This is a genomic window from Paracoccus laeviglucosivorans (genome assembly GCF_900182695.1).
GTDB classification, from domain to species: Bacteria; Pseudomonadota; Alphaproteobacteria; order Rhodobacterales; family Rhodobacteraceae; genus Paracoccus; species Paracoccus laeviglucosivorans.
Window position 1 is genome coordinate 42,223 of the sequence record NZ_FXTK01000009.1, and the last position, 26,066, is coordinate 68,288.

The 26,066-nt window shown below is 64.3% G+C and carries 29 protein-coding genes and 2 tRNA genes; 9 read left to right on the forward strand and 22 right to left on the reverse strand.

Translation table 11 applies throughout. From position 1 onward, the window contains the following. Positions 1–13: 13 nt before the first annotated feature. Complete coding sequence (locus tag FN835_RS11220; RefSeq protein WP_185958651.1) at positions 14–529, forward strand: L,D-transpeptidase family protein; 516 nt, start codon at positions 14–16, stop codon at positions 527–529. Here FN835_RS11220 and FN835_RS11225 read toward each other — a convergent pair. The 3 genes from FN835_RS11225 to FN835_RS11235 all read right to left on the reverse strand — a co-directional run bounded on the left by FN835_RS11225 (position 526) and on the right by FN835_RS11235 (position 2,642). Then, positions 526–999 (reverse strand): hypothetical protein, encoded by a 474-nt coding sequence (locus tag FN835_RS11225; protein ID WP_142663318.1) that lies wholly within the window; start codon positions 997–999, stop codon positions 526–528. The two genes, FN835_RS11220 and FN835_RS11225, sit on opposite strands and share 4 nt — an antisense overlap. Before the next feature lie 4 nt (positions 1,000–1,003). Continuing rightward, complete coding sequence (locus FN835_RS11230; RefSeq protein WP_142663319.1) at positions 1,004–1,477, reverse strand: hypothetical protein; 474 nt, start codon at positions 1,475–1,477, stop codon at positions 1,004–1,006. 76 nt (positions 1,478–1,553) lie between these two features. Then, entirely contained in the window at positions 1,554–2,642 is a 1,089-nt protein-coding gene (locus tag FN835_RS11235; RefSeq protein WP_425467470.1) for a THUMP domain-containing class I SAM-dependent RNA methyltransferase, read from the reverse strand. A 257-nt stretch (positions 2,643–2,899) separates the two neighbouring features. Here FN835_RS11235 and FN835_RS11240 point away from each other — a divergent pair, with 257 nt between their 5' ends. After that, positions 2,900–3,694, forward strand: coding sequence for a VOC family protein (locus FN835_RS11240; RefSeq protein WP_142663321.1), 795 nt, complete (start codon positions 2,900–2,902; stop codon positions 3,692–3,694). A gap of 6 nt (positions 3,695–3,700) precedes the next feature. Here FN835_RS11240 and FN835_RS11245 read toward each other — a convergent pair whose 3' ends face one another. From FN835_RS11245 to FN835_RS11270, 6 genes are all read right to left on the reverse strand, one after another. Continuing rightward, on the reverse strand, positions 3,701–4,456 hold the full coding sequence (locus FN835_RS11245) for an iron ABC transporter ATP-binding protein (protein WP_142663322.1): 756 nt from the start codon (positions 4,454–4,456) through the stop codon (positions 3,701–3,703). Further along, positions 4,453–5,397, reverse strand: a complete 945-nt coding sequence (locus tag FN835_RS11250) for an iron chelate uptake ABC transporter family permease subunit (protein WP_142663323.1) — start codon at positions 5,395–5,397, stop codon at positions 4,453–4,455. Before FN835_RS11250 ends, FN835_RS11245 begins: the two co-directional genes overlap by 4 nt. After that, positions 5,390–6,343: an ABC transporter permease gene (locus tag FN835_RS11255; protein WP_142663324.1), complete on the reverse strand. Its 954-nt coding sequence runs from the start codon at positions 6,341–6,343 to the stop codon at positions 5,390–5,392. The genes FN835_RS11250 and FN835_RS11255 overlap by 8 nt, the downstream gene beginning before the upstream one ends. Beyond that, positions 6,340–7,233, reverse strand: a complete 894-nt coding sequence (locus FN835_RS11260) for a siderophore ABC transporter substrate-binding protein (RefSeq protein WP_142663325.1) — start codon at positions 7,231–7,233, stop codon at positions 6,340–6,342. The genes FN835_RS11255 and FN835_RS11260 overlap by 4 nt, the downstream gene beginning before the upstream one ends. Positions 7,234–7,312: 79 nt before the next feature. Further along, positions 7,313–8,110 carry a metallophosphoesterase family protein gene (locus FN835_RS11265; protein WP_142663326.1) on the reverse strand — a complete coding sequence of 266 codons (798 nt, stop codon included), beginning with the start codon at positions 8,108–8,110 and terminating at the stop codon, positions 7,313–7,315. Beyond that, positions 8,107–9,042 (reverse strand): diacylglycerol/lipid kinase family protein, encoded by a 936-nt coding sequence (locus FN835_RS11270; protein WP_142663327.1) that lies wholly within the window; start codon positions 9,040–9,042, stop codon positions 8,107–8,109. The genes FN835_RS11265 and FN835_RS11270 overlap by 4 nt, the downstream gene beginning before the upstream one ends. A 337-nt stretch (positions 9,043–9,379) precedes the next feature. Here FN835_RS11270 and FN835_RS11275 point away from each other — a divergent pair, with 337 nt between their 5' ends. From FN835_RS11275 to FN835_RS11285, 3 genes are read left to right on the forward strand one after another with little or no spacing between them, the layout of a single operon-like run. Continuing rightward, positions 9,380–10,585: an isochorismate synthase gene (locus tag FN835_RS11275; protein ID WP_142663328.1), complete on the forward strand. Its 1,206-nt coding sequence runs from the start codon at positions 9,380–9,382 to the stop codon at positions 10,583–10,585. A 3-nt stretch (positions 10,586–10,588) separates the two neighbouring features. Further along, positions 10,589–11,236 carry an isochorismatase family protein gene (locus FN835_RS11280; RefSeq protein WP_142663329.1) on the forward strand — a complete coding sequence of 216 codons (648 nt, stop codon included), beginning with the start codon at positions 10,589–10,591 and terminating at the stop codon, positions 11,234–11,236. Next, complete coding sequence (locus tag FN835_RS11285) at positions 11,227–12,000, forward strand: SDR family oxidoreductase (protein ID WP_142663330.1); 774 nt, start codon at positions 11,227–11,229, stop codon at positions 11,998–12,000. Before FN835_RS11280 ends, FN835_RS11285 begins: the two co-directional genes overlap by 10 nt. A gap of 15 nt (positions 12,001–12,015) precedes the next feature. On the opposite strand, the gene FN835_RS11290 is transcribed toward FN835_RS11285, so the two are convergent. Both FN835_RS11290 and FN835_RS11295 read right to left on the reverse strand, forming a co-directional pair. After that, complete coding sequence (locus FN835_RS11290; protein ID WP_142663331.1) at positions 12,016–12,252, reverse strand: phosphopantetheine-binding protein; 237 nt, start codon at positions 12,250–12,252, stop codon at positions 12,016–12,018. An 11-nt stretch (positions 12,253–12,263) separates the two neighbouring features. Next, positions 12,264–13,880 (reverse strand): (2,3-dihydroxybenzoyl)adenylate synthase, encoded by a 1,617-nt coding sequence (locus FN835_RS11295; protein ID WP_142663332.1) that lies wholly within the window; start codon positions 13,878–13,880, stop codon positions 12,264–12,266. Between the two features lie 186 nt (positions 13,881–14,066). On the opposite strand from FN835_RS11295, the gene FN835_RS11300 reads away from it, so the two are divergent. After that, positions 14,067–15,422, forward strand: coding sequence for a condensation domain-containing protein (locus FN835_RS11300; RefSeq protein WP_142663333.1), 1,356 nt, complete (start codon positions 14,067–14,069; stop codon positions 15,420–15,422). On the opposite strand, the gene FN835_RS11305 is transcribed toward FN835_RS11300, so the two are convergent. Further along, positions 15,419–15,808, reverse strand: a complete 390-nt coding sequence (locus FN835_RS11305; RefSeq protein ID WP_142663334.1) for a hypothetical protein — start codon at positions 15,806–15,808, stop codon at positions 15,419–15,421. The genes FN835_RS11300 and FN835_RS11305 overlap by 4 nt on opposite strands. After that, the gene (locus FN835_RS11310) at positions 15,801–16,412 is read right to left on the reverse strand and encodes a DUF5671 domain-containing protein (RefSeq protein ID WP_142663335.1); all 612 of its coding nucleotides are present in this window, start codon (positions 16,410–16,412) and stop codon (positions 15,801–15,803) included. The genes FN835_RS11305 and FN835_RS11310 overlap by 8 nt, the downstream gene beginning before the upstream one ends. A gap of 181 nt (positions 16,413–16,593) precedes the next feature. Here FN835_RS11310 and FN835_RS11315 point away from each other — a divergent pair. The 3 genes from FN835_RS11315 to FN835_RS11325 all read left to right on the forward strand — a co-directional run bounded on the left by FN835_RS11315 (position 16,594) and on the right by FN835_RS11325 (position 18,271). Then, positions 16,594–16,668: transfer RNA gene (locus FN835_RS11315), tRNA-Gly, on the forward strand. 178 nt (positions 16,669–16,846) lie between these two features. Next, on the forward strand, positions 16,847–18,121 hold the full coding sequence (locus FN835_RS11320) for a class I SAM-dependent methyltransferase (protein WP_142663336.1): 1,275 nt from the start codon (positions 16,847–16,849) through the stop codon (positions 18,119–18,121). A gap of 76 nt (positions 18,122–18,197) precedes the next feature. Next, positions 18,198–18,271 (forward strand) — tRNA-Cys (locus FN835_RS11325). A gap of 367 nt (positions 18,272–18,638) precedes the next feature. Here FN835_RS11325 and FN835_RS11330 read toward each other — a convergent pair. From FN835_RS11330 to motA, 9 genes are all read right to left on the reverse strand, one after another. Further along, on the reverse strand, positions 18,639–18,929 hold the full coding sequence (locus FN835_RS11330) for an I78 family peptidase inhibitor (protein ID WP_221930415.1): 291 nt from the start codon (positions 18,927–18,929) through the stop codon (positions 18,639–18,641). Next, complete coding sequence (locus tag FN835_RS11335; RefSeq protein WP_142663337.1) at positions 18,929–19,267, reverse strand: hypothetical protein; 339 nt, start codon at positions 19,265–19,267, stop codon at positions 18,929–18,931. Before FN835_RS11335 ends, FN835_RS11330 begins: the two co-directional genes overlap by 1 nt. A 137-nt stretch (positions 19,268–19,404) precedes the next feature. Further along, positions 19,405–20,049 (reverse strand): TetR/AcrR family transcriptional regulator, encoded by a 645-nt coding sequence (locus tag FN835_RS11340; protein WP_142663338.1) that lies wholly within the window; start codon positions 20,047–20,049, stop codon positions 19,405–19,407. Positions 20,050–20,597: 548 nt separating this feature from the next. Next, positions 20,598–20,987 (reverse strand): hypothetical protein, encoded by a 390-nt coding sequence (locus FN835_RS11345; protein ID WP_142663339.1) that lies wholly within the window; start codon positions 20,985–20,987, stop codon positions 20,598–20,600. After that, complete coding sequence (flhB, locus tag FN835_RS11350) at positions 20,984–22,090, reverse strand: flagellar type III secretion system protein FlhB (protein WP_142663340.1); 1,107 nt, start codon at positions 22,088–22,090, stop codon at positions 20,984–20,986. The genes FN835_RS11345 and flhB overlap by 4 nt, the downstream gene beginning before the upstream one ends. After that, on the reverse strand, positions 22,087–22,842 hold the full coding sequence (locus FN835_RS11355; RefSeq protein WP_142663341.1) for a flagellar biosynthetic protein FliR: 756 nt from the start codon (positions 22,840–22,842) through the stop codon (positions 22,087–22,089). Before FN835_RS11355 ends, flhB begins: the two co-directional genes overlap by 4 nt. Beyond that, positions 22,839–24,923 carry an FHIPEP family type III secretion protein gene (locus FN835_RS11360; RefSeq protein ID WP_142663342.1) on the reverse strand — a complete coding sequence of 695 codons (2,085 nt, stop codon included), beginning with the start codon at positions 24,921–24,923 and terminating at the stop codon, positions 22,839–22,841. Before FN835_RS11360 ends, FN835_RS11355 begins: the two co-directional genes overlap by 4 nt. Next, positions 24,920–25,201, reverse strand: coding sequence for a hypothetical protein (locus FN835_RS11365; RefSeq protein ID WP_142663343.1), 282 nt, complete (start codon positions 25,199–25,201; stop codon positions 24,920–24,922). The genes FN835_RS11360 and FN835_RS11365 overlap by 4 nt, the downstream gene beginning before the upstream one ends. Then, positions 25,198–26,064, reverse strand: coding sequence for a flagellar motor stator protein MotA (gene motA / locus FN835_RS11370; protein ID WP_142663344.1), 867 nt, complete (start codon positions 26,062–26,064; stop codon positions 25,198–25,200). Before motA ends, FN835_RS11365 begins: the two co-directional genes overlap by 4 nt. Positions 26,065–26,066: the final 2 nt, after the last annotated feature.

Genomic DNA, 26,066 nt, shown 5'->3' on the forward strand with positions numbered 1-26,066 from the left:
CCTGCTGACGCCGATGGGCCTGCGGGTCGGGCGGCGCGTGATCCCTTGCAGCGTGGGACGCGGCGGGCTGACGCATGGCAAACGCGAAGGCGACGGCGCGACGCCCATCGGGGTGCATCGCATCGTGGGCGTGCTGTATCGGCCCGACCGGATCGCGCGGCCCAGCGACTGGGCGCAGCCCATCCTGCCCGGCGATCTGTGGTGCGATGCATCGGGCCATGCGGATTACAACCACGCCGTCCGCGCCCCCTTTGCCCCCAGTCACGAGGCGATGCGGCGGTCCGATCCGCTTTACGACATCGTGCTGGTCACGGATTGGAACTGGCCCGAGGGATTGGCGGGCAAAGGCTCAGCCATTTTTCTGCACCAGTGGCGGCGGCCGGGTTTCCCCACGGCGGGCTGCATCGCCATGGCGCGACGCGATCTGATATGGCTGGTTGGTGTCGTCAGGCCGGGGCAGGTGCTGATCGTGCCCGATCTGCCGCGCTGGCCCGCACGCACGGCGTCCAAGCGGCACGGCAAGGATTAGGGGCGGATAAAGTCCCAGTTCACGCGGACCGTATCCGGGGCGCAGTAAAGGCGCAGTGTCTCGGTCTCGCCCTTGTCGCTTTGGAAATCGTCGGCGTTGTCATAGACATGCAATTGCGCCGCGCGGACATAGCCGCCATCCACACCCGTCAGATGCACCGCATAAATGGTGTCGCCATGCGCCAGCCCGATGCCCGTGGTGTTCTCTGCCTGCTCGCGGATGCGGTAATACTTGGTCGAGAAGTAATAGCCCGGCGTTTCGAAATACAGTTCCGACAAGGCCATGCCGCTGGCGAAGTTATAGGAAAACGTCTCGGATATGCCGTCGCTATCGGGAACCGACGCGCAGATTTCCACCCGCTGATCGTCGGTCATGATGTTGCACGAAAACACCGGCATCAGGGGCGGCACGCAATTCGCCGCAGCCGGACCTGCCAGCGTGATCGCAAGGGCGCATAGACGTGTCAGCATTGGATCAACCCGGCCCGAAATTTCTGTCATCGACCTCGATCGTCGGCGGATAGCAGACGCGCCGCGCGACGGGCTTGTCGGTCTTGAAGTCGTTGAAGTCGTCGCCCGAGGCATAGACCTGCACCACGGCGGGGTTCGGGGAATGCAGGTCAGAGCCACCTTCGAAATTCATCAGGTCGCGGTCGATAAAGACGGCGTAATACATGTCGCCGCGCCGGGCCGCGCTGGCATAGGCGTTACCGTGGATGCCTTGCACGTGGCTTTTCACGCCGCCCGCGCCGGGGCCGGTGAATTGCAGTTCGATCGCGCCATCGGCGCTGTAGGTATATCGGATCTGGCCATCGCCCTGGCAAAGTTCGACCTGCGCATTGCGTTCGACGATGCCGCAGGTGAACAGAACCTGCATCCCCTCGGGGCAATCGGCCCATGCGGGCGCGGCAAGACTTGCGAATGCAAGGGCGGCGGCGATGATTTTCACGGCAGGCTCGTGTTGGATAACAGGCGCTTATGCCTGAGTAACCGCCACGCCCGCCGCTGCAAAGCCATTTCTGCCGTTATAGCGGCCCGGTCTGGAACAGCCGCACCTTTAATCCGCCATGCGCGACATAGGGTCCGGGTTCGCGGAGCGGCAGGCCGGTGGCGCGGGCAAGCTGGGCATCGCTGGTGACGATGCCGACGCGCCAGCCGGTGAAACGGCTGCGGAGCACCTCTCCCATCGCGGCGTGCAGGCCGAAAAGCGGGCCCTTGTTGCCGATCCGCGCGCCGTAAGGAGGGTTTATGATGACCAGACCCGGCGGACCTTCCGGCGGCTGGATGTCGCTGATCGACAGGTTCTGGAAATCGGTGAAATCGGCCAGCCCCGCGCGGTCTGCGTTTTCCCGGCTCATGCGGATCGCGCCGGGGTCGCGGTCGCTGCCGTAAAAACGCAGCGCCGTTTGGGGCGTGACGGGTTTGCGCAGATCGGCCCACGCATCCGCGTCAAAGCTGGTGAACTGCTCGAACGCAAAGCTGCGCAGGCGTCCGGGGTGCAGTCCCGCCGCGATTTCCGCCGCCTCGATGACGAAGGTGCCTGAACCGCACATCGGGTCCAGCACCGGCTCGTGCCCGGTGAATCCGCATTGCGCCAGAAACATCGCGGCCATGGTTTCGCGCATGGGCGCCTTGCCGACCGCCTGCTTGTGCCCACGCCGGTGCAGGCTGTCGCCCGAGCTGTCAAGGCTGATGGTGCAAAGATCGTCCTCGATCCGCACCTTGATCGTGATTGGCGCATCATCCGCAATCGTCGCGCCGATGCTGTCTTTCAGTGCCGCCTCGATCCGCTGGGTGATGGCGCCTGCGTGATAGATGCGGGACTTGCGGCTGGTCGCCTCGACCCGCAGGGTGCTGCCGGGATGCAGGAAATCGGCCCAGGGAAACCGATGGGCGCGCTTGTCCAGCTGCGCCGGGTGCATGGCGCGGAAACTGCCGATCCGCACCAGAACGCGGGTCGCGCCGCGAATGCTAAGGTTCGCGCGCCAGACATCCGCCCAGCCGCCTATATAGGTGACGCCGCCTGGCTGGATCTGGGGCGCATGGCCCAGGGCCCGCACCTCGTCGGCCAGCGGATCTTCAAGCCCCGGCGTGGCGACAAGGAAAATCTCCATCCGCGACTGGTCCGCCGCCAAGGGCGCGGGTTCGGGGCGTTCGACAGGGGCAGCGGTAGCCGTGGGCTTTGCGGGCTTGGCTCGGTTCGTCTTGGGGCGCATCATGGTCCGGCAAAAATGGTCCCGCATCATGCGCGTTTTGCGCTGGATTGGCAAATCGCCCACTTTGTCGCCATCTTAGCGACAGAGTTCCCTGAAAGGCGCCATTTTCAGCCACAATCCCGACCGCTATCTTGGTCCCAACAAAGGAGATCATCATGGCAACCAGCGACGCCCCCATCCAGATCGGTCAGGTCGTGCTGACCGTCAACGACCTGACGAAAGTCGGGGATTACTATCAACGGATCATCGGTCTGCATCGCCTGTCCGGCGACGGCGAAACGCAGGTTCTGGGCGTGGGCCGCAAGCCCCTGCTGGAACTGCGCCGCGACCCCGCCGCCCGCCATCGCCCGTCCGAGGCGGGGCTGTTTCACACCGCGTTTCTTTTGCCCGATCATCAGGCTTTGGCCGACTGGCTGCGCCATGTCGCGACAAACCAGATCCAGCTTGACGGCGCGTCCGACCATCTGGTCAGCGAGGCGATCTACCTGCGCGACCCCGAAGGCAACGGGATCGAGGTCTATGTCGATCGCCCCCGCGACCAGTGGAAATGGATCGGCAATGAGGTCGAGATGGACACCGCCCGTCTGGATGTGCAGGCGCTGCTGGATCAGGGCCGCACATGGCAGGCCGCACCGGACGGCACGGTCGTGGGTCACGTGCACCTGCAGGTCGGCGACGTTGCATTGGCCGAGGGGTTCGTGATGAACGACCTGAACATGGACCGCACCTCGCACCGCTTCGGAGCCAGCTTCTTTTCCAGCGGCGGGTATCACCACCATCTGGCGGGCAATATCTGGAACAGTCGCGGCGCGCGCCAGCGCAGCGCCAACGCCACCGGTCTGGCCGAGGTCGTGCTGGAAGCCGATGCCGACGCCTTGGCGACGCTCAGCGCCCGCGAATTCACCGACCCTTGGGGCACGCGCTTCAGCGTGCGTCCGAAAGTTTCGTAACCAGTTTCAGACGTGATGCAGCACCAGCGGGCGACCGTTATGGCTGCTGACCGTCACCGGTGTATCGTAAAGATCGCTTAGGGTCGCCTCGTTCAGAACCGCCTTTGGCGGGCCTTCTGCAACGATGCGGCCCTGTTTCATGGCCACGATGTGATCGGCCCATGCGGCGGCGTAGTTCACCTCATGGATCACGGTCACGACGCTTTTGCCGCCCGCCACCAGCCCGGCAAGCCGCGCCATCAGGCTGCGGGCATGGGCCATGTCCAGATTGTTCAGCGGCTCGTCCAGCAGCAGCCAATCGGTATCCTGCGCAACGGTCATTGCCAGATAGGCGCGTTGGGCCTGTCCGCCCGACACCTCATCCAGAAAGCGGTCGCCTAGATCGGTCAGGGCGAAAGCCCGCAGGGCATCCGTCACGGCATCCTTGTCGGTGGGGGTCGGGCGACCGCGGTGACGCGGCCAGCGGCCAAAGCCTACCAATTCGCGCAGGCGCAGGCGGCTGGCGATGGCGGTCTGCTGCCCAAGGATCGCCATTTGCAGTGCCAGCGTTTCAGTCGGCGTGGCGGCAATGTCCGCACCGTCCAGCGTGACGCGGCCCGATTGCAACGGCTCCAGCCGTCCGATCAGGCGCAGCAGCGTGGATTTGCCCGCGCCATTCGGACCGATCAGCGCCGTCAGCTTGCCCTTGGGCAGATCGGTCCGGATCTCGTGCAGGATCGGCGTGCGGCCGATGCGATGGGAAAGCCCCGTCACGCGGATCATCGGATGCGTCCTTTCACCAGCAGGAACAGGAAGAACAGCCCGCCCGCGAATTCGATCACGACGGACAGGAACGCGGCCTGCCCCAGCGCGCGTTCGAACACCAGCTGTCCCGCGATCAGGATCAGCGTCCCGATGGCGGCGCTGGCGGGGATCAGGGCTGCATGGCGCGGGCTGCGGATCAGCCCATGCGTCAGCCCGGCGACCAGCAGGCCAAAGAACGTGATCGGTCCGACCAGCGCCGTCGAGACCGAGATCAGCACTGCGACCAGCGCCAGGGCCGCCAGCACGACGCGCCCATGCCGCAGCCCCAGCGACACGGCGGCATCGCGCCCCAGCGCCAGCACGTCCAGCCGCTCCGCCAACCGCATCGCCGCCAGCCCTGCGATCAGCGTCAGGCCCCCCGCGACGGGCAGCAGCGCGGCATCGACCCGGCTGAAGCTGGCAAAGCTGGATTGTTGGACGACCGCATATTCGTTGGGGTCCAGCACCCGCCCGATAAAAGCATTCGCCGATCGAAACATGACGCCCAAAATCACGCCGGTCAGGATGGTTCGGGGAATGTCGCGCACCCCCTGCCCCAGCAATGTGCCGAACAGCAGGCAGGCCAGCACGGCCATGACCGCCACCTCGCCGCCGAATTTCGTCCAGATGGGCAGGCTGACGAAACCCGTGATCCCCAATGAGGCAACAAGCAGCGTCTGCAGCAGCATATACAGCGAATCGAAGCCCATGATCTGCGGTGTCAGCACGCGGTTCGCGGCGACGGTCTGGAACAGGACCGTGGCGATCCCGGTGGATATGCCGACCAGCGCCAGCCCGGCCAGACGCTCGGCCCGCAGGCCAAGGATGAAGGCGCGGCCATTGCCGTCTGGCAAGCCGTGAAACATCCAGACGGTTGCGGTCAGCCCCAGCAGCACGGTGATCAGCGCCCCCTTAGCCATGCGCGGGCCTGCGATACAAAAGCCACAGGAAGATCGCGGCGCCGACGATGCCCAGAACCATGCCCACCGGGATCTCATACGGGTAACGGATCAGCCGCCCCGCCAGATCGCAGCCCAGCAGCAGCACCGCCCCCCACAGCGCCACCACCGGGATCGAGGCGCGCAGGTTGTCGCCCATGATCCGCGCCACGATATTGGGCACGACCAGCCCCACAAAGGGGATCAGCCCGACCGTAGTGATGACCAGCGCCGTGACCACGGCCACCACCGCAAGCCCCAGCCGCATCACTGCATCGGGCGACAGGCCCAGCCCGCTCGCCACGCCGTCGCCAAGACCAAGGATCGCAAAGCGGTCGGCGGCGAACCATGCCAGCCCCGCCGCGATCGCCGCGACCCAAAGCTGCTCATACCGTCCGGCGATGACGCCCGAGAATTCGCCCGCCATCAGCCAACTGTTGACGTATTGCAGCAGATCGGTCTGAAACCCCACGAATGTCGCGACCGAGCCAAGGACGCCGGACAGCACCAGCCCGGCGATGGGGACCAGCATCACCTCTCGCACCGGCAGGCGGCGGATGATCAGGATGAATATCGCGGTCCCGGCCATGGCGGCCAGACTGGCTGCGCCCATCTTGGCCCAGATCGGGGCCGAGGGCGCAAGGATCGTCACCGCCAGCAACCCCAGCGCCGCGCTTTCGGCGGTTCCCGTCGTCTCGGGTCCGACAAAGCGGTTGCGGACAAGCGCCTGCAATACCACGCCCGCGACGGCCAGCGCCGCGCCGGTCAGCACCACGGCCAGCGTGCGCGGCAGGCGCGATTCCAGCAGAACCAGCGCGGCTTGCGGGTCGCGCGTGGCGTCAAGGATGCTGATGCTGGCGGCGCCGACGGTCAGGCTGGCGCAGATCAGCGCGGCCAGAACCAGCAGGACGGCTGGCAGTCGTGTCATCCCTTGGTCAGCGCCGCCTGCAACTGGCCCAGCAGGTTCATCGTCGAGGTATAGCCCCCCGCCGAGATATAGGCATCCGCCGAATCCAGATAGACGACATGCCCGGCCTTCCAGGCCTTGGTGCCCTGCACCAGCGGATTGTCCAGCGTGGCCTTGGCCGATTGCCCGGCTTCGCCGACGGCTGCGCCCCGGTCGATCACGAACAGCCAGTCGGGATCGGCTTCGGCGATGAATTCATAGCTGACGGCATCGCCGTGATTGGCCTCGTTGATCCGGGCAGTTGCGGGGGCCATCCCCGTCGCCTCGTGCAGCCAGCCAAAGCGGGAATTCGCGCCATAGGCCGCCAGCTTCGGGCCGTTGGTCATCACGATCAGCGCATTGCCCTGACCCTGACCCGCCGCTTTGACGGCGGCGATGCGTTCGTCCAGCGCGGCCAGCAATTGTGCCGCCTTGTCGGACTTTTCGAACAACGCGCCATAGGTTTCGATCCGGGCGCGGGCATCGGGCAGCAGCGCCTCTCCGATGGTCATGTCGATGGCGGGGGCGACCTGCTCGACCGCGGATTTCTGCGCGGCGGAGCGCCCGCCAAGCACCACCAGATCGGGGGCCAGACCGGCCAGCGTTTCAAGGTTGGGCTCAAACAGCGTGCCCACGACTGTCGCGTTCGCAGCCGCGTCGTCCAGATAATTCACATACAGCTTGTCCGGTACACCCACCGGGGTCACGCCAAGCGCGGCCAGCGTATCCAGCGCGGGCAGGTCATAGACCACCACTTTTTCGGGCATGGCGCTGATCGTCACCGGCCCAAGCGCGGTCGGAACCGCGACCTCGGCCAATGCGGCGGAACCAAGCGAAATGGCCAGAACGACCGAAAGGGCGAATGCGCGCATGATTGGACCTTTCCCAGATGGATCAGCGCCGGGGTAAAGGCTTGATCCCCCAAGGTCCAGTCAAAACTAATCGAAACGCTCAGGATTGACCGTCAGGTTGCCATCGGCGGTCGATGCGCGTGAATTTCAGGATCTCGGGGTCACGGAACCCGCTTTCGTTCATCGGCGCGACATGGCGTTCGATCCGCAGATCCGGGCCGTCGAAATCCAGCACGGCGAATTCGTTCTGCAGATCATCCTCACGCGCGCAAAGCGCGGTGCCGCCCTGAATTTGCAGGATGCCGCGGCCTTCGGGGCCAAGAAATGCGCCGACCGACCAGATATGCAGATGCCCGGTCAGGACGACCTGAATGCCCTGCAATTCGAACAGTGCCAAAGCCTCGGGCGCGCCGCGCATCAGCGCCTTGTCGATTTCGGGCCGCTGCTGCATCGGGTGGTGCATGGCGACGATGTTGACGCATTTCGGCTCGATCCCATCGACCACGCGCCGCATCTGGGTCGAGGTCAGAACCCCGCGCTGCCACGCCATCGGATCGACGCTGTTGACGCCCTGCACGCGCAGATTGCCGACATGGCCCACCGGCTCCATGTTCTGCGCAATCGCCCGCTTGTACCGCTTGTAAGGCTTCGTCATCCGATCAGCCAGTTTATACAGCGGGATGTCGTGATTGCCCGGCACGGCGATCAGCGGAGCTTCGATCTGGCGCAGAAAGGCCGCCGCCTGCGCAAACTGGGCCGAGCGTCCGCGATGGGTCAGATCGCCCGTCACCACCACCAGATCGGCATTGGCGCGGTTCACGCGGTCCAGAAGCGGATAGATCAGTGATTCCCGCTCATACCCGAAATGCAGGTCGGACAGATGCACCAGTCGCGTCATGCCGCGTCGCGCCCCTGACTTTCGGCGGGGACCAGAACGGCCAGCGCATGATGCCGCACCCGGACGCGAAACGGCGAATCCATCCACGTCTTTTCGCCGTCATGCGCGACATATTCATGCTTTGGCAGGGTCTCCAGCTCCATCTCCTCGGCGGCGATCAGGTCGAAGTCGTGATACCGCGCCGTCTTGCCCATGGCGAGCCGCAGCGCCGCCTTGACCAGCGGCGCGGGCCGCTGCGCCCGTGCGACCAGCAGGGCCACCTTGCCGTCGCGGATGTCCTGCGCGCCCTCCAGTCCAAAGACCTCAAGCTGATAGGCGCTTTTGGCGACAAAGGCGAGCGCGGTGGTAAAGCGCCGCTCGGTCCCGTTCGCGCGCACGACCAGTTTCAAGGGGTGGCGCAGGTTCCACAGCGCCGCGACCGCAGACCAATAGGCGGCAATGCGCGACCGGCCCCAACGCTTATAGATGCTTTCGCGCCGCTTCAGGATTTCGGGATAGGCGCCAAAGCTGCAATTGTTCAGAAAGATCATGCCGTTCATTTCGCCGACATGGATGCGGCGCAGCATGGGCGCGTCGAAAATCTTCAACGCCTCATCGACGGTTTCGCCCGATCCCAGATCGCGCGCGAAATAATTGAAGGTGCCGCCGGGGATGACCACCATCGCGGCATCGGTCCCGGTGACGGCGCTGGCCACCGCCGCCTGCGTCCCGTCGCCCCCCGCCGCCACGATCAGATCGAAGCCCTGTTCGACAGCATCGCGTGCGATGGCCAGCAGATCCTCGCCCTTTTCGACCTTGCGGATATCCAGTTCCGCCACGCGGCCCGACAGCCTTTCGTGCAATTGCGTGGCAATCGTCGGCCCCGCCTTGCGGCCCGAACCGACATTTACCACCGCGCAGACCCGTGCCTTTGACAGTTCAAACTGTGCCATTCCATCCTCGGCGATGCCTGCAACCACTAGCCAACCCTCTGATACCTTTTGGGTTCCGCACTGCGGCATCAAATTCGCGATGGGCGAAACTGTGCCTGCCCTAACAATCCTGACGATTTTACTTGCCTTGGATTTGGGCCTCTGACAGATTGCCGCCGGGAAGCCCAGAAGGGGTGCCGTGCGCCGCCTTCTCCCCTTCGGACGAAGGGCCTTTCGCCACCCGCGAACCGACACGAGCAGGAGAGCTTCGCCCCGTTTCACGGACCCCCATCCGTGCATCCTCCCCGGCTGCGCCACGCGCACCGCGGGGCTGAAACCCCATTCGATGAGAAAACACATGAACATTCGCATGTCAGAGGCCATCGAGACATTGGCACCGCGCACGCAGCATCCTGTGCTGTTTGCGTTTGACGGTCCGCAGGGCCGGGTGATCGGACGCGGCGCGCCGATTCCCCTGCCACGCGGAACGATGACAACCCTGGCCGCGCGCGTGGACCGCGCCTTGGCCAGCGCAGGTAGCGGCGCGATCCTTGGCGGTGCGCTGCCCTTTGAACGCGACGACGCCGATTGTCTGTGGCTGTGCCCGGCCAGTGCCAGAACCGACGACGCCCCCGACGCCGACGGCCAAGGCGTGCTGCCGCTGCGCGACTGGAACCTGTCGGCGCAGCCTGCTGCGGGCGATTACGCGGCCGCCGTCGATCACGCCCTGCGCATCATGCAGGACGAGGCCGGCAAGCCCAATGCGCTGGAAAAGATCGTCCTTGCCCGCAGCCTGCTGATCGAGGCGGGCGTGGAAATCCCGGTTCCGGCGCTGATGGCGCGGCTGGGGGCGGATCCGGCTGTCACCGCATTCCGCGTGGCCCTGCCCGCACAGGGCAATGCCGCACGGCGCACGCTTTGCGGCGCGACGCCGGAACTGCTGCTGGAAAAGCGGGGCCGGGCGATTTCCTCGCATCCGCTGGCGGGGTCGGCGCGGCGTCTGGCCGATGCGGCGCTGGACCGTGCCAATGCCGAGGCGTTGCGGCATTCGGAAAAGGACCATCGCGAACATGCTTTCGTGGTGGAATACATCATGGACGTGCTGTCGCCCCATTGTCGCCGACTTGCCGCGCCGCAGGGCACGACCCTGACCAACACCCGCAGCATGTGGCATCTGGGCACCCGGATCGAGGGCGAGCTGACCGATCCCGACACGCCCTCGGTCGTGCTGGCGGCGCTGCTGCATCCCACGCCCGCTGTCTGCGGTGCGCCGATGCGCCGCGCCTATGACCTGATCGGCGCGCTTGAGGCATTCCCGCGCGATTTCTATGCCGGGGCGGTCGGCTGGTGCGATGCCAAGGGCGACGGCGCTTGGCAGGTCGCCATCCGCTGCGCAGAAATCAGTGGCTCGCAGGCCCGGCTTTATGCGGGGGCGGGCATCGTTCCCGGCTCGGACCCGATGGCCGAGGCGGCTGAAACCGGCGCCAAGTTCGGCGCCTTCCTGACCGCCCTTGGGCTGCCGCTGGATGCGGGGCTTTCGGGCGTGAACAAAGTGACGGAGTAAACCATGGGACTTCCCGGAATCGCCCCCTACGCCCTGCCGGTGCTGGCCGATCTGCCAGCGGCGCGCGGCGCATGGCAGCCACAGCGGGACCGGATCGCGCTGCTGGTCCATGACATGCAGCGCTATTTCTGCCGCCCCTTTCCGGCCAGCGTGCTGGACCCGGTGGTGGCTAATATCGCCCGCCTGATCGCCGATGCCCGCGCGGCGGGGGTGCCGGTCTTCTACACTGCGCAAAAGGGCAACCAGTTCCGCCCCGATCGCGGCTTGCAGGCCGATCTGTGGGGACCGGGCATGAGCGCCACGCCCGAGCATGAGGAGGTACTGCCCGCGCTTGCGCCCACCGAAGCCGACATCGTGCTGGTCAAGCATCGCTACAGCGCCTTTCAGCGGTCGAATCTGGAAACGCTGATGCGGGCGCGCGGGCGCGACCAGCTGATGATCTGCGGCGTCTATGCCCATATCGGCTGCCTCGCCACCGCGGTCGAGGCGTTCCAGCGCGACATCGAAACCTTCGCCGTGGCCGATGCGCAGGCCGATTTCAGCCGCGACAAGCTGGATCTGGCGATGGGCTGGATCGCCGCCACATGCGGCGTGCCGATGACCACCGATCAGGCCGTGACCGTTTTCGAAAGTGTCTCTGAATGCGCCTGACCGGATTTGAAGGCAAGCTTGCCATCGTCACCGGGGCCGCGGGCGGCATCGGTCAAGCCGTCACCCGCGCCTTGTTGGACGCGGGTGCGACCGTCATCGCCACCGATACCGAGGCCGCGCTGGCCGCAAACCCCGTGGCCCCCGGCGCGATCGCCCATGTGCTGGACGTGCGCGACGGACCGGCGGCGGATGCGCTGGTCGCCTGGGCCGAGGCGCAGCACGGCCCGCTGGCGCTTGGCATCCATGTCGCGGGGATCGTGACGATCAGCCCACTGCTGGACATGGCGCTGACCGAATGGCAGCGCGTCTTTGACATCAACACGACCGGCACCTTCAACGTCACCCGCGCTTTTGGTGTCGCCATGGCGCGGCAGGGTGCGGGGGCCATCGTCACCGTCAGTTCCAATGCGGCGGGAATCCCGCGGCTGAACATGGGGGCTTATGCCGCCTCCAAAGCGGCAGCGACCATGCTGATCCGCTGTCTGGGGCTGGAACTGGCGGCCAAGGGCGTGCGCTGCAATATCGTCGCGCCCGGATCGACGCTGACGCCGATGCAGACCGGCATGTGGGCATCCGATGGCGGGGCGGGCGAACGCGCCGTGCTGGACGGCAATCTTGAGGCCTATCGCACCGGCATCCCGATGAAGAAACTTGCGACACCCGAGGATATTGCCGGGGCGGTCATGTTCTTCCTGTCCGATCAGGCGGGCCATGTCACCATGGCCGACCTGTATGTCGATGGCGGCGCGACGCTGCGCGCCTGAACCTGCGGCGCGCCCTTAGCGGCGCGCCTGCAACAAGGCCCACCACGCATCCAGCGTGGGTTCCTTGGCCAGTTCCTCGAAACTTGCCTCGATCCCCAACTGCTTCAGTTCCGACGAGAACGTCATCACGGCGATGGAATCCAGCCCGTAAAGCACCAGATTCTCGGCCGGGTCGATGTCGCAATCATCCTCGATCATGGTCTGGATGCGGGTGGCCAGCCAGTCGCGGCTGATGTCAATTGTGGTCGTCATGGTCTTTCCTTTCAGGCGGTGGCCGCAAGGCTGTCGCGCAGGCGGCGCTTGTCGATCTTGCCCACCGCCGTCAGCGGCAGATCAGGCACGATGCGGAAACGGTCGGGCAGTTTGTATTCGGCAACGCCTTGGGCGATCAGCCAGCGGCGCAAAGCGGGCGGAGAGAGCTTTTCGGCCCCGTCGCGCAGCACAAGGAAGGCGCAGCTTTTCTCGCCCAGATTGGCATCCTCGACCGCGACCAGCGCGGCGTGGGTGATGTCGGGATGGCGGACCAGAAGGTTCTCGATCTCTTCGGCGGCGATCTTTTCGCCGCCCCGGTTGATCTGGTCCTTGATGCGGCCGACGACACGCAGATAGCCGTTTTCGCGCACCACCACATCGCCCGAGTGATAGAACCCATCCGCGTCGAAGGCCTTGGCGTTGTGTTCGGGGCTGCGATAATAGCCGCGGAAGGTATAGGGGCCACGGGTCGCCAATGCGCCGGGCGTGCCATCGGCCACCGGATCGCCGCTTTCGTCCAAGACGCGGATTTCGTCGTCGGGGCTGATCGGACGGCCCTGCGTGGTAAAGATGATCTGCGGATCGTCGCCCAGCCGGGTATAGTTCACCAGCCCCTCGGCCATGCCAAAGACCTGCTGCAACTGGCAGCCCAGCGTTTCGGGCACGCGCCGGGCCACCGCCTCGGCAAAACTGGCGCCGCCGACCAGCATCAGTTCCAGCGTGTCCAGCTTGGCGCGGTGGGATGGGGCTTCTTCGACCGCGCGCAGCCACAGGGCGACGGCGGGCGGGACCAGCGGGACCATGGTGACGCCTTCGCGGGCGATCAGGTCGAAACAGGTCAGTGGCTCGGGGCTTGGGGCCAGAACCACCGTGCCGCCCGCGTGGAACACCCCCAGCGAACCGGGCGAGCTAAGCGTGAAGTTATGCGCCGCAGGCAGCGCGCACAGGAACCGCGTGGCGGGCGTGCAGCAGCTGATCTCGGCGCTGGCGCGGACGCTGTAATCGTAGTCGTTGTGCGTGCGCGGGATCAGCTTGGGCGTGCCGGTACTGCCACCCGAAAGCTGAAAGAACGCAACCTGATCGGCAGGCGTCGGGCCGGCATCCGCGGGCAGGTCGGCGTCATGCGTCAGCCAATGGGCAAGGTTTGTCCGGGGCGTATCGTCGCCCAGCAACAAAACATGGCGGACGCCGCCCGCGCGCAGTTCATCCGCAAAGGCGTCATCGGCGAAAAGCTCATGCGCGCGGGATGCGATGACGACCTTGGGCGCGATCTGGGCGGCGTATGAGGTCATCTCCAACCGGCGATGGCTGAACAGCGCGTTGACCGGCGCGACCCCGATGCGCAGCAGCGCGAAGAAGCTGATGAAGAACTCGGCCACGTTCGGCAACTGCACCAGCGCGGTATCGCCATGGCCCAGCCCCTGCGCGGCCAGACGCGCAGCCAGATGGCGCGACAGGCGGTCCAGATCGGCATAGCTGAAGCGACGGTCTGCGCAGACGATGGCCGTGGCGTCGGGCTGCACCGCCAATTGCGCATCCAGAAGATGCGTCATGGGCTGGTCGATCCAATAGCCAGCCTCGCGATAGCGGCGGGCCTGATCCTGTGGCCACGGGGTGAATTCGATCATCTGCCTGTCCTTCGCTGGTGGCGGGGTTCAGCCCACACCACGACGCCCGCTTGACGGGGCATAATAGTCGAGTATTTTTATCCAGCTTTCTCTCTCGAAGCAAGCGGGGTGGCGACAAATGCCGCCACCCCAGCCAGCTTTCCCTTGCACAAACGGATGACCCCCATCGTTGGGCGGCAGGATTTCATGACGAAATATCAACGCGCTGAATATAAGCTGACCCTTGCGCAACTGGATTTCTGGGAAGAATTCCGCCTGCATCCCGGCGAGGCCGTCTCGACCGTGGCCCATGCGGTCGAGCTGCGCGGCGCGGTCGATGCCGATGCGCTGGCCCGTGCGATCACGCAGGTCGTGGCGGAAACCGATGTGCTGTCACTGCGTTTTACCGAAGGTGACGAAGGGCCGCGTCAGCAGCTTGACCCGACGCGGCGGCCCGAATTGCGGCATCTGGATTTCAGCGTCAGGCCCGATCCGATGGCCGATGCAATGGCCATGATGCAGGCCGATGTGGAAGCGCCGCTGGATCTGGTGAACCAGCCCCTGTCGCAGCAATGGCTGATCCGTTTGGGGGCCGACCGCTTTGTCTGGTATAACCGCGGCCATCATATCGTTCTGGACGGCTACGCGATGGGCCTGATGGAGACGCGCTGCGCCCAGCTTTACGCCGCCCATCGCGACGGGCTGCCCACGGGCGAGCCGCTGACCAGCTTTTTCGCCTATCTGACCGAGGAAGGCGACTACCGCGCCAGTCCGCGCCACGCCAAGGATGGCCAGCACTGGACCGATATTCTGTCCGCCCCGCCCGCGCCCAAGGTGCTGCAAAAGGGTTCAGAGGATTATCCGGCCAGTCCGATGTGCCACGAAGAATCGCTGGTCGATTTGCGCCCATCGCTGCTGGCGCGGGCATCCGAACTGGGCATCGGCTGGCCCGATCTGCTGACTGCCTTGTGTTCGGCATGGGCCGCGCTGGAACTGCGCGACCATTCCGCCGCAAGGGTGCAGGACAGCGCAGGCCGTGTCACCATGCCGATCTGGTTGCCTTACATGAGCCGGATGGGCAGCGTCGCCATCCGCATCCCGGCGCTGGTCGTCAACATCCTGCCATTCGACGCAAGCGTGGCCGCGACCGAAAGCGTCGCGCAGACCGTGACGCAACTTGCGGGCCGCCTGCGCAAGCTGCGCCGTCATGGCCGCTACCGCATCGAACAGATCGGCTTCGACTATGGGCTGGGCGCGTCGCAGCGGTTCTTTTTCTCGCCGCTGATCAACGTCCTGCCGTTCGAGCCTGCGCGTTTCGACGGCACCGAAACCCAGCGGCATGTGCTGTCAAATGGTCCGGGCGACGGCTTCAACATCACCATCCGCGGCGACGGCGAGGCGAATGGGCTGGACCTGTGCCTTGAGGCGGACCCGGTGCTGACACCCCCCGCCGATTTCACGCGCCACGCGGTCACCCTGCCCGCATTCCTGCGCGCCGCTTTGGCCCTGGATGCGGGCGAACGCCCCATCGGCGCGCTGCTGACCCAGCCCGAAACCGTCTAGCCGCGGGGCAGGAATTCGCGGGTGATGCAGCCCTCGGCATCGCGGCCCCACCGGTCGATCGGTCGCTGCGGCGGCAATTCGAAATCCGCGCAGATGCGATAGCTGCGCGGCGAGATCGCCTGATAGCGATATGGCGCCTGCGTATAGGGGCCGGCGGCACGCTGGTCCCACGCGCATTGATCGGTCGGCTCAGGCGTCTGGGGCAAGGCGTTTCGCGACTGCGCGATGCAGTCGATCCATGACGACATGCTTATCAGATCCTGTTCGCGCTGCATGTCGCGCTTTTGCTTGCGGGCATGACCCGGTCCGCCGGTCAGGACCAGCCCCAGCACCACCGCCAAGGCAGCGACGATCCCGATGGCGATGGTCGTCCAGCCCTTAGCCATCCATCTCGTCCCGGTAATAGCCCAGCACCAGCGCGGCGATCACCGCAACCAGCGCCGCCTTGCAGATGAACCGCAGCGTCAGATCGCCGTTCAGCAGTGCATAGATCACCCAGATCGCGTCGCCCAGAAAGACCAGCGCCGCCACCATCAGCGTCAGCGAAGCGAACCACTTGCGCACCAAGGACCGCCTGCGCCCCGCGTCGTCCCGGCTTAGCCGCGCCACCTGCCGACTTAGCAGCACAAAGACCGGCGTGAAGGCGATCAGCGCCGCGATGGACCAGCGTTCGGAACTGCCGGGCGCGACCGGATATTCGCCGGGATCGGGGATCAGGTAATCAATCAGCCCCATGCCCAACTGGCACAGATGCCACGCAACGACGCCCAGCGACACGAATAGCAGCCCGTATAGCAGCGCCTCTTGCGCCGAGGCATAGGGGCGCGGGCGCGGCACGGGCGGCTGGCCCGGCAGCCAGCCCGACATGGCATCCTCGATCTCGGGCGCAGACCAGCCCGCCTGCCCCAAGGCCGCGCGGATCGTCTGAGCATCGCCGCCCTGCGCCAAGGACAGGCGCACGAATTCGGAAAGCCGGTCGGCTGGTTTCATCGGCATCGCCCCCTTTGTCCGATGGTTTCTTGCTTTGCCGGTCCGGGTCAAGGCCGGGGTCCGACCCTGCCGCAGCGGCACCCGAAGATTTTTTTGCAGGATCGCTATTTTCCTCTTGCACCCACCCGCACCGTTCCGTAAATCACCGCTCACCGAAGGCGACGCGCCATCGGGACGGAGTGCGGGCGTAGCTCAGGGGTAGAGCATAACCTTGCCAAGGTTAGGGTCGGGCGTTCGAATCGCCTCGCCCGCTCCAAAATCTTCTCTCGGGAAGAAAACGACAAGGCGGCCTTAGGGCCGCCTTCGTTTTTTCTGCCATTCGAATATGATAATCCCGACCCCTCGGGGGTTGACCCGCGCGGCTTTCGGGCGAATATCTCTCGTATGGTAGCGGCCCGACCGTTCCCGGCCGCTGAGGCGAAGGGGGTCTGTCAATGACATCCATCGAACATGCGATCCAGAACCGACTTGACCATCTGGCCGTGCCTTTGCGCATCCGCCTGCCCTCGGGTGGCGTGATCGGACCACCCAGCGCCGAGGTCGAGGTGGCCTTTCACGACATGGCCGCGCTTGCCCCCATGGCATCGGGCAATCTGGGTGCTCTGGGGGCCAAGATCGTCACCGGAGAGGTCAGCATCGACGGCAGTATGCGCGCGCTGATGCATGTGGTGGCGGCGCTGGTTCCCGATGACGGGCAAGCGCATAAGCCCAAACCATGGCAGCGCGTCTGGTGGAGCCTTGCGTCCATCCTGCGCCACAACCGCGAACGCGATGCGGCCCAGATCCGCTTTCACTATGACGTTTCGGACGAATTCTACCAGATATGGCTGGACCCGCAGCGCGTCTATTCCTGCGCCTATTTCCGCAAGGCCGATATGGATCTGGCACAGGCGCAGACCGCCAAGCTGGACCATATCTGCCGCAAGCTGGACCTGCGCAGGGGCGAGCGTTTTCTGGACATCGGCGCGGGCTGGGGCGGGCTTTTGTTCCATGCCGCCGAAAATTACGGCGTCGATGCGACCGGCATCACCCTGTCGCAGAACCAGTTCGATCACGTCTCGCAGCTGATCACGCAAAAGGGGCTGGGCGACCGGGTCCGCATCCACCTGTGCGACTATCGCGACCTCAAGCCAGAGCGGCCTTTTGACAAGCTTGCCTCGGTCGGGATGTTCGAACACGTGGGCCGCGCGAATATGCAGCTGTATTTCCGCAATGTGCATGACCTGCTGCGCCCCGGCGGGATGGCCATGAACCATGGCATCACTGTCTCTGGGCTGGACGATGCCATGATCGGCGGCGGGCTTGGCGATTTCATCGAGAAGTTCATCTTTCCGGGCGGAGAGCTTCTGCATGTCAGCCTGGCAATCCGCCAGCTGTCGCAAGCCGGGCTTGAGATGGTGGATACCGAAAACCTGCGCCCGCATTACGCCCGCACGCTGTGGTGCTGGTCCGACAATCTGGAGGCCCGTCTGCCCGAGGCCGAGGCCGTGCTGCGCAAGACCATGACCCCCGACCGCGCCGCCGAGGTGCTGCGCGCCTTTCGCCTGTATCTGGCGGGCTGCGCGCTGGCATTCGAGGAGGGCTGGACTTCGCTTTACCAGATCCTGATGACGCGCCCGGACGGGCAGGCCACGCGTCACGACCTTCCGGGCGCTGGGTCGGATTACCCTTTCCGCCGCGACTATATCTATTCGCCGCGCCGGGACTAAGCAGGCCGGGCGCAGCATTCCCCGTCTTGCACCCCGCCGCCGAAGCAGCTAAACCCCCGGTCAGTCCTACGACAACGGCGGGTTGGCGGAGAGGTTACGCAGCGGATTGCAAATCCGTGAAGACCGGTTCGATTCCGGTACCCGCCTCCATCGCTTTCAGTGGATGCTGCGAATTCTGCGGGTTGCATTCGACGCGTGCGGCCAAGTTCGCGTTTGGACCTCTGCCAATATCGTATCCGTGTTTTCCAGACCTCAAGCCGTTCGGGCATATCGCGTCGGATATATTCGCGGCGTGTTCCGCTTTGTCATGCCACACCTGCACCAGTTACGCAGCGCGCCCGTCAAAGGCGCCGACAACGCAGCTTGCCAAAGCGATACAGGCAAATGCTGAGGGGACGACTGGTCAATCAGACACTTGTAAAACAGCGCCTTAGCTGGATCACGTCCTGTCCCCGAAAAACCAGAATGGCGCGAAGCTTTCGCCCGCGCCAATCCCGCCACAATCATGCATGCTGCCTTAGTAGCAGCCGACCCGCGCGACACGATCATCGGTGCCGATTTCGACGTTCAACCGCGCGGGACGGAAATCCATCGTCACCGCGTCATTGGGGCCGATAATACGCGCATCTTCGGGCAGGTTCGCCTTGGCCACCGCATCCTTGGACTGGCCGACCAGCCCTTGAAAACGCGATGCGCCGCAGGCATCCTCGGTTGGGGGCTGCGACGGTGAAACCGGCGCGGGTGCCTGCTCCTCGCACGCGGCAAGGACAAGCAGGGCCAATGGCGCGGCCAGCGCTCGCATCCGCATCAGCCGCAATCGATATTGTAGATGTTGCCAGCCGCATCCAGACGGAACACGATGCGCAGCGGATCATATTCCTGCGGCTCGATCCCGCGATATTCGACCACACGATAGTCGCGGGTCAGGCCCAGACCGGAAATCACGCTGCCGGGCTGACCCAGTGCCGAGACGTAATCCTTGGCGTGGCAGGCATCGGGTTCGCGCGACTGCAGGCCACTGATCCCCGCGACCGGCGTGACCGGAACGGGATCGACCGCAAGAACCGGCTCCGGCGCGGGTGCCGGAGCGGGCGCGCAGGCGACCAGCGGAGCAAGGGCGGCAAGGACGAGTAGAGGTCGGATCATCGCAAAGTCATCCAGCGTCAGAGAGCAAATATGCCGACACCATATGGCCCGGCGAAAGAAAATAGAAGCAGCGCAGGTTTTTCACGACGGATTCGTGACCTGCCTGCCTCAGATGCCGCATGCGGCAAGGTCGTCGGCTATTCCGCTGCAGTCGCGAATGCAGTTTCACCACCGCCGTAATAGGCCAGAAACATGCGCACGGCACCGTTGTTGACCCGGCGCAGCGTTTCCTTGTCGATCGCCTTGGTTCCCAGAAAAAGGGCGCGGTCGTGGACGGTGGCGCTGGACAGCTCGATCAGCTGATCGGCGGCAAGTTCAAAATCGGGGATGCGCAACTCGCCCCGCGCCACGCAATGCTGCAGATATTTGATCAGCTGCTGGCGCAAAAGCGTGGGGCCGGCTTCGTAATATTCCTGTGCAAGCGAAGGGAAACGTTCGGATTCGCCCACGCTGACACGAAATATCCGCAATCCGAAATCGGACACGATATGCGCCGAGATGATCTGCACGATAAAGGGCAGGATCTGATCGACCGGCAGATCGACCTCGATCAGCGCGCTGGCATCGGCGGCTTGCCGCGCCAATTCGCTGCGGAACACCTCCATGAACATGATCCGCTTGTCGGGAAAGTAGCTGTAAAGCGTGGCTTTGGACACGCCTGCTTCGCGCGCGATGTCGTCGACACTCGCGCCTTCGAACCCGTCTCTCAGGAAGATCGTCCGCGCACCCTCAAGCACCTGCTGGAACTTGCGGCCCCGCGTAACGGGAAGGGCTTTCGCCATTCGTTCGATTCTCCTCATTAACATTCAAACGGTTCAGGCGCTTGACCCAGACTGGGCACTCTGAAACAGGCCGATCCGCGACCGGGCCGGATCCGTATTATTCGGATTGCGGCATGTTGCATAGCCTTTGCCAGCCGGTGTATCTCTACCGTCCCAAAGCTGCGCTTTGCCAGTCGCACCTGCCAATCCCTATCCATTCGAACTTCCATGCCGTCGGATCGTGCCCCGCCTGCTCCGCCTCCGGGGTATGAGGACCCGGAATAGTTGTTGTTTACAATAATCAGAATCATTTTGTCTCGTATCGGGTCAAGCGATGATTGCCAAAACATTCCTTCGCCTTCTGATCTGCACCTGGCCCGTGCTGTGCTGTCCCAGCATAAACGGTGAAAAATTGGCGTAAGTGACGGGTGCAGTAAGTCTGAGCGGCAAGGCCATTGTCTTTCATCAGCCCTGAAACAGTCCGGGTCAGCCTGATCTGCCAGACCAAGGCCGGGTCGCTTTACGGCAATTTGTTCACGTTTTTTTGACAGTTACGGGAAAGCGTTGTTTTACGACGGTCCTTTCCCTGACCCCTGACCGTCCCCGGCCAGCACCCGCGCGCTAAGTCGGATTTCCTCCAATACGCGGACACGACCGTATTCGCGGATGGCTGCGGCGCGGGCGCTCTCAAAGCCTGGCATCATGCGCGCCAGATCGGCTTCCGCCCGGACAAGCTGGCGGGCATGATCGCCAGCAAGCGCATTGGCCAGACGTGCCTCGGACACCGAAAACGGCGCGCTGCTTGCGTAAAGCTGCTGCATCTTGGCCTCGATGACCGCGATTCGCGACTGGGCCGCCGTGACATGCGCCCGGTAGACCGAAAGTTTGCGCATTTCGATATCCGACCTTAACTGCGCCAGACGCTGAAGACGCGCCAGTTCATCAGCCTTTTTCCTCATTTTTGGTTCTTTCGGGTCGTCGGCAAACCGGACCAGCCACCACGCGCCTTTTTACGCATGGCTTCGGCAAATCGGATGGCCGCTGCCACCGGGGCAAAATGTTCGGCGCGAATTTCGGCCCCAACCTCGACGGTGGCATGGAGCGCGCGCGCGCAGGGCGGATCCGACCAGATCGGCACGCGATGTTCGCCAGCCCTTTCGCGGATACGACGGGCGACATCATCGACCCCTTTCGCCAGACAGACGGGTGCGCGGCCGCTGCCACGTTTCCATTCCAGCGCGACGGCATAATGGGTCGGGTTGACGATCACGACATCGGCCTTTTCGACATCGGCCAGCATCGAGTTCATCACGATGTCCAGCCCCTTTTGCCGCCGGGCGGATTTCAGGTGCGGATCGCCTTCGCTTTCCTTGTGTTCGTCCAGCATTTCCTTGCGCGACATGCGCTGGCGGCGCAAATATTCCAGCCGCTTCCATAGTATGTCGATGGCTGCAAAGGCAAAGCCGATCCCCAGCGCCAGCCAGACGACGCGCTGCATCATCAGCCCAAGCCCCGCGACCCATTGCAGGTCGGCCATCGCCCCCGATGTCATCATCCAACCCAGCAATGAGGCATAAAGCAGCCAGCCCCCCGCCCCCACCAGACAAACCTTGAGCAGCGAGATCGCATAGGTCGCCAGCCCCGCGCCGCCAAATTTCTGCGCGGCGTTCTTCAACGGATTGATCCGGTTCAGATCCGGCATGAGTTTCTTGGGGGTAAAGACAATGCCGCGCTGCACGATCAATCCAGCAAAGATCGGCACGGTCATGATCGCGACAAAGACCAGCGTCGCAAGGCTGGCAAATCCTGACAGCCCCCACGCAATGTCCATGACCGATCGGCCCCGCCCATCCGGCCAGGGCTCTGCACCCATCGCGCGCGCGGCCATCGCAACCCAGTCCGGCAGCGCCCAAGCCGCTGCCAAGGGCAGTGCCATCCACAGGCCCAGATACATCATGGCCGATGACAGCTCGACCGAGCGTGGAATATCGCCCTGTTCACGGGCGCGGCGCAGCTTTTGCTCGCTGGCCTCGAACTGCTTGTCTTCTTCCTGCTCGCTCATGGCAGGTCCGCCGCCATGACGTTCAGCACGGCATCTGCCCAGACGGACAGTATCGAAGGTGTCAGCAAGACCAGCGCCAGCAATGCCAGCAGGATCGCGCCGGGGGCCGCGATGAACATCACGGGCAGCGCGGGCATGACCTTGCTGATCATCCCCGATAGGGCCTGAAACAGAAAACCGCCCAGAATAAACGGGGCGGCCAGCAGCATCGCCAGCACGAAACTGCGCCGGATCAGCCCCAGCACGGTGGGCATCAATTCTGCAATGACCGGCCAGCCGCCGACCGGACGCAGTGCAAGGCTTTCGCGCAGCAGGTCACAGACCAGCAGCGGATAACCCATGGCCATCAGCAGCGCGAGCCCCGCCAGATGCAACAGGTTGCCAATGGGATGTGGCGAAAACTCGTTCGCGACCCCCATGATTTGCGACAATGATGCCGTCGCCGCAATGGCCGAGGCCGCGATTTCCAGCGCAAAGGCGAACAGACGCACCAGCCCCCCCAGCGCCAGCCCCGTGACGATTTCGGCTGCGCATAGCATCGACAGGTCGGGCAGGCTTTCCGCCCCAGCGGGCGGTGCGGCGAATTCGGCCAGAAGCGGTGTCAGCGACATCGCCAGCGCCACCCGCAATCTGACCGGCAAGCCGCGCATCGAGAATGCGGGCAAAGCCAGCAGACAGGCCTGAACCCGGCAGTAGGTCAACAGCAAGACAGTCAGCAGCGACGCCATATCGGGATCGGTCAGTGCCGTCATGCCGAGACGGTGGCACAGACCCGCACCTTGGCCATCGGATCGATTTCATCCAGCCCAAGAACAGGCACTGACACACTTGCCGAGGCCAGCATCATGCGGATCAGGCGGCGGCGATGGTCTGGCACGGCCAGCACCGGCTCGGTCAGGGGTGGCAGGCTGGCCAGGGCGCGGCGCACTTCCTCGGCTAGCTTTTGCTGTAGTTGCGGCACGGGCGCTGTGCCGGTTCGGCCTGCCTCGGCTTCGGCGCGGGCAATCTCGGCCTCCCATTGCGGGTGCAGTTGCAGGATGTCCAGATGACCGTCCGCGGTCGAGAATTGTTCGGTGATCTGGCCCCGCAATCTGCGCCGGACCTGTTCATAGACCGCCTCGGGGGTGGCTGCGCTGCGCGCGTCGTGCACGGCGTCAGTGATCAGCACCAGATTGCGGATCGACAGCCGCTCCTCCAGCATTCCGCGCAGGACAGCCAGCAGCATTTCGGGCGCAACCTTGTCGGGCACCATGCCATCGAAGAAACGTTGGTTCAGTTGCGCGCGATGTTCGTCCGAGACGTTGCCAAGCTCGCGGATCATGCGCTGCATCGACGACAGGCTCAGCAGCGCGGGCAGATTCGACTTCACCACCTCCATCAGATGGGTCGAGAGAACCTCCATCGGAATGACGACAGTGGCCCCGGCGATCGCGGCATCGTCCTGACGTTCGGGGGCGATCCACTTGGCAGGACTGTCATAGACCGGTTCGCGCACCGGATCGCCGGGCAGGTCTTGCAGCACCTCCTCGGGACCAAGTGCCAGAACGGCAGTGCGTATCAGTCTGCCGCGTCCACGCACCACGCCTTGCAGGCGGATCATGTATTCGCCGTCCGCGAAACAGGAACCATCGGTAATCCGCACATCGGGCAGGATCAGGCCATAGGTCCGCGCGACATGCAGCCGCAGGTTGGTGATGCGTTGGCCAAGGCCGCGTCCCTGATCCAATGCACTTGCAATCAGGTCCGCACCGATTTCGACGCTGATTTCTTCGGTATCCAGCACATCACCGATCCGGGCCTGAGCGGGGGCGGCAGGCGGCGCTGTGGGTTTCTGCTCGGGCAGGGTGCGGGAGGTTTCGCGGCGGCGAATGATCCACGCAGCAGCGCCCAGCCCGGCGGCCAGCGTCAGAAAGACCGGCAGCGGCATTCCGGGGATCATCGCGACCAGCAGCATCCCCCCGGCCACCACGGCAGGCACCTGCCAGTTGGTCATCAGCTGCTTCGACAACAGATCGGCGGTGGTGTCGGTAGCCCCGCCCCGCGAGAGCAACAGCGCCGCCGCCATCGAGGTGATCAGCGCAGGGATCTGCGTGACCAACCCGTCACCGATGGTCAGTTTGGAATAAGTCGAAAGAGCTTCGCTGATCGGCATCCCATGGACCAGCACCCCGCTGGCAAGACCGACGAAAAGGTTGATCAGCGTAATGACCAGACCCGCAATCGCATCGCCTTTGACGAATTTCGAGGCGCCGTCCAGCGATCCGTAAAAACTGATCTCGCGCTGTTCCTGCACGCGGCGGCGCTTCGCCTCATCATGGTCGATCGCGCCGGAGTTCAGGTCGCCGTCAATGGCAAGCTGTTTGCCGGGCAGCGAATCCAGCGCAAAACGCGCCGAAACCTCGGCCATCCGGCCCGAGCCTTTGGTGATGACCATGAAGTTCACGATGGTGATGACGGCAAACACCGTCAGTCCCACCAAAAGCGAACCGCCCGCGACGAATTCCGCAAACCCGTTGATGACATGGCCCGCCGCATCGGGGCCGTTCTGTCCATGCGTCAGGATCAGCCGCGTTGACGACACGTTCAGCGACAGCCGGATCAGCAGCGACACCAGCAGCAGGACCGGGAATGCCTGAAAGTCGGTGGGCTTGTCCACCAGCGCCGCCATGACCAGGATCAGCGTCGCGGTCGCGATGGAAAACGCGATGCCGACGTCCAGCACCGATGCGGGCAAGGGCAGCACCATCGACAGGACGATGATGACCAGCCCCGTCGTGATGACCATCGGACGGATCGGCAAGCCTTTGGTGGGGAGGGTTTCGGCGACGCTCATTCCAGGCTCTCCGTCGCCGGAGCCAGCAGGTCATCGACCGCCCAGCCGGCCCCGGACAGCATTCCCGACCGACGCAGGAACACGATGACGCGCATCCGCTCGGACGGCGCAAGCAGGCGCAATCGCGCATCCAGATCAGCGGGCAATGGCTGGCCCTCCAGCAACCATTCGGTCGCCTCCGCAATCATCGGCGCGGCACCTTGCGACGCCGCCTCAGGCGTTACCACGTCAGGCGAAGTGCCCGTCAGCAGCGCCATGATCGTCAGCGCCGGGGTCACGCCGCCCTCTTGAGATCACGCAGCGCGTTTTCCAGATCGCCAAAGCTGGGGCGGACATGCTCGGGGGCAGATTGACGCCCCACCTCGACGCACAGGTTCGTGGCATGCTGGTGCAGGCCAGCGACCAGAACCGATTTGATGACATCGTAAAAGGATTGGTCCTGTTTTGTGACCGCCTGCAAACGCTGGGCAAAGGGCGCGACGATGGCATAGGCCAGAAAGACGCCCAGAAAGGTGCCGACCAATGCGCCGCCGATCATCTTGCCCAAAACCTCGGGCGGTTGGTCGATCGAGCTCATGGTCTTGATGACCCCAAGGACTGCCGCGACGATCCCCAGTGCAGGCAATGCGTCAGCCATGTTTTGCAGCGCGTGCGAGCCGTGCATCGCCTCTTCGTTCATCAGGCCGATGCGCTGGGACAGCATTTCTTCGACCTGATAAGGGTCGTCATAGTTCAGGCTGGCCGAACGCAATGTGTCGCAGATCAGCTCGACCGCCTGCGCATCTGCCAAAATTCGGGGATAGGCCTGAAAGATCGGCGAATTGGCCGGATCTTCGATATGCCCTTCAAGCTCGACGGGGTTGGCGCGGGCGATACGCAACAATTGAAACAGCAGGCACAATACGTCCTGCAGATCGGATTCGTGCCATTTCGGCCCCTTGATCGACCGTCCGATGCCGCCCAAAGCCTGCTTTACGACGCCCATTTCGTTCGACAGCAGAAAGGCTCCGACAGCCGCGCCGCCGATCATCATCATCTCATAGGGCAACGAATGCAGGATGACCCCCAGCTTGCCCCCGGCCAGCAGATAGCCGCCAAAGACCATGGCAAAGGTCACGACAATTCCGACGATACCGATCATGG

Bases quoted from the DNA above. Each gene is read 5' to 3' on its own strand.
- FN835_RS11220 (WP_185958651.1), top strand. From the start codon at position 14: ATGGGCCTGCGGGTCGGGCGGCGCGTGATCCCTTGCAGCGTGGGACGC.
- FN835_RS11225 (WP_142663318.1), bottom strand. From the start codon at position 999: ATGCTGACACGTCTATGCGCCCTTGCGATCACGCTGGCAGGTCCGGCT.
- FN835_RS11235 (WP_425467470.1), bottom strand. From the start codon at position 2,642: ATGGAGATTTTCCTTGTCGCCACGCCGGGGCTTGAAGATCCGCTGGCC.
- FN835_RS11240 (WP_142663321.1), top strand. From the start codon at position 2,900: ATGGCAACCAGCGACGCCCCCATCCAGATCGGTCAGGTCGTGCTGACC.
- FN835_RS11245 (WP_142663322.1), bottom strand. From the start codon at position 4,456: ATGATCCGCGTGACGGGGCTTTCCCATCGCATCGGCCGCACGCCGATC.
- FN835_RS11250 (WP_142663323.1), bottom strand. From the start codon at position 5,397: ATGGCTAAGGGGGCGCTGATCACCGTGCTGCTGGGGCTGACCGCAACC.
- FN835_RS11255 (WP_142663324.1), bottom strand. From the start codon at position 6,343: ATGACACGACTGCCAGCCGTCCTGCTGGTTCTGGCCGCGCTGATCTGC.
- FN835_RS11260 (WP_142663325.1), bottom strand. From the start codon at position 7,233: ATGCGCGCATTCGCCCTTTCGGTCGTTCTGGCCATTTCGCTTGGTTCC.
- FN835_RS11265 (WP_142663326.1), bottom strand. From the start codon at position 8,110: ATGACGCGACTGGTGCATCTGTCCGACCTGCATTTCGGGTATGAGCGG.
- FN835_RS11270 (WP_142663327.1), bottom strand. From the start codon at position 9,042: ATGGCACAGTTTGAACTGTCAAAGGCACGGGTCTGCGCGGTGGTAAAT.
- FN835_RS11275 (WP_142663328.1), top strand. From the start codon at position 9,380: ATGAACATTCGCATGTCAGAGGCCATCGAGACATTGGCACCGCGCACG.
- FN835_RS11280 (WP_142663329.1), top strand. From the start codon at position 10,589: ATGGGACTTCCCGGAATCGCCCCCTACGCCCTGCCGGTGCTGGCCGAT.
- FN835_RS11285 (WP_142663330.1), top strand. From the start codon at position 11,227: ATGCGCCTGACCGGATTTGAAGGCAAGCTTGCCATCGTCACCGGGGCC.
- FN835_RS11290 (WP_142663331.1), bottom strand. From the start codon at position 12,252: ATGACGACCACAATTGACATCAGCCGCGACTGGCTGGCCACCCGCATC.
- FN835_RS11295 (WP_142663332.1), bottom strand. From the start codon at position 13,880: ATGATCGAATTCACCCCGTGGCCACAGGATCAGGCCCGCCGCTATCGC.
- FN835_RS11300 (WP_142663333.1), top strand. From the start codon at position 14,067: ATGACGAAATATCAACGCGCTGAATATAAGCTGACCCTTGCGCAACTG.
- FN835_RS11305 (WP_142663334.1), bottom strand. From the start codon at position 15,808: ATGGCTAAGGGCTGGACGACCATCGCCATCGGGATCGTCGCTGCCTTG.
- FN835_RS11310 (WP_142663335.1), bottom strand. From the start codon at position 16,412: ATGAAACCAGCCGACCGGCTTTCCGAATTCGTGCGCCTGTCCTTGGCG.
- FN835_RS11320 (WP_142663336.1), top strand. From the start codon at position 16,847: ATGACATCCATCGAACATGCGATCCAGAACCGACTTGACCATCTGGCC.
- FN835_RS11330 (WP_221930415.1), bottom strand. From the start codon at position 18,929: ATGCGGATGCGAGCGCTGGCCGCGCCATTGGCCCTGCTTGTCCTTGCC.
- FN835_RS11335 (WP_142663337.1), bottom strand. From the start codon at position 19,267: ATGATCCGACCTCTACTCGTCCTTGCCGCCCTTGCTCCGCTGGTCGCC.
- FN835_RS11340 (WP_142663338.1), bottom strand. From the start codon at position 20,049: ATGGCGAAAGCCCTTCCCGTTACGCGGGGCCGCAAGTTCCAGCAGGTG.
- FN835_RS11345 (WP_142663339.1), bottom strand. From the start codon at position 20,987: ATGAGGAAAAAGGCTGATGAACTGGCGCGTCTTCAGCGTCTGGCGCAG.
- flhB (WP_142663340.1), bottom strand. From the start codon at position 22,090: ATGAGCGAGCAGGAAGAAGACAAGCAGTTCGAGGCCAGCGAGCAAAAG.
- FN835_RS11355 (WP_142663341.1), bottom strand. From the start codon at position 22,842: ATGACGGCACTGACCGATCCCGATATGGCGTCGCTGCTGACTGTCTTG.
- FN835_RS11360 (WP_142663342.1), bottom strand. From the start codon at position 24,923: ATGAGCGTCGCCGAAACCCTCCCCACCAAAGGCTTGCCGATCCGTCCG.
- motA (WP_142663344.1), bottom strand. From the start codon at position 26,064: ATGATCGGTATCGTCGGAATTGTCGTGACCTTTGCCATGGTCTTTGGC.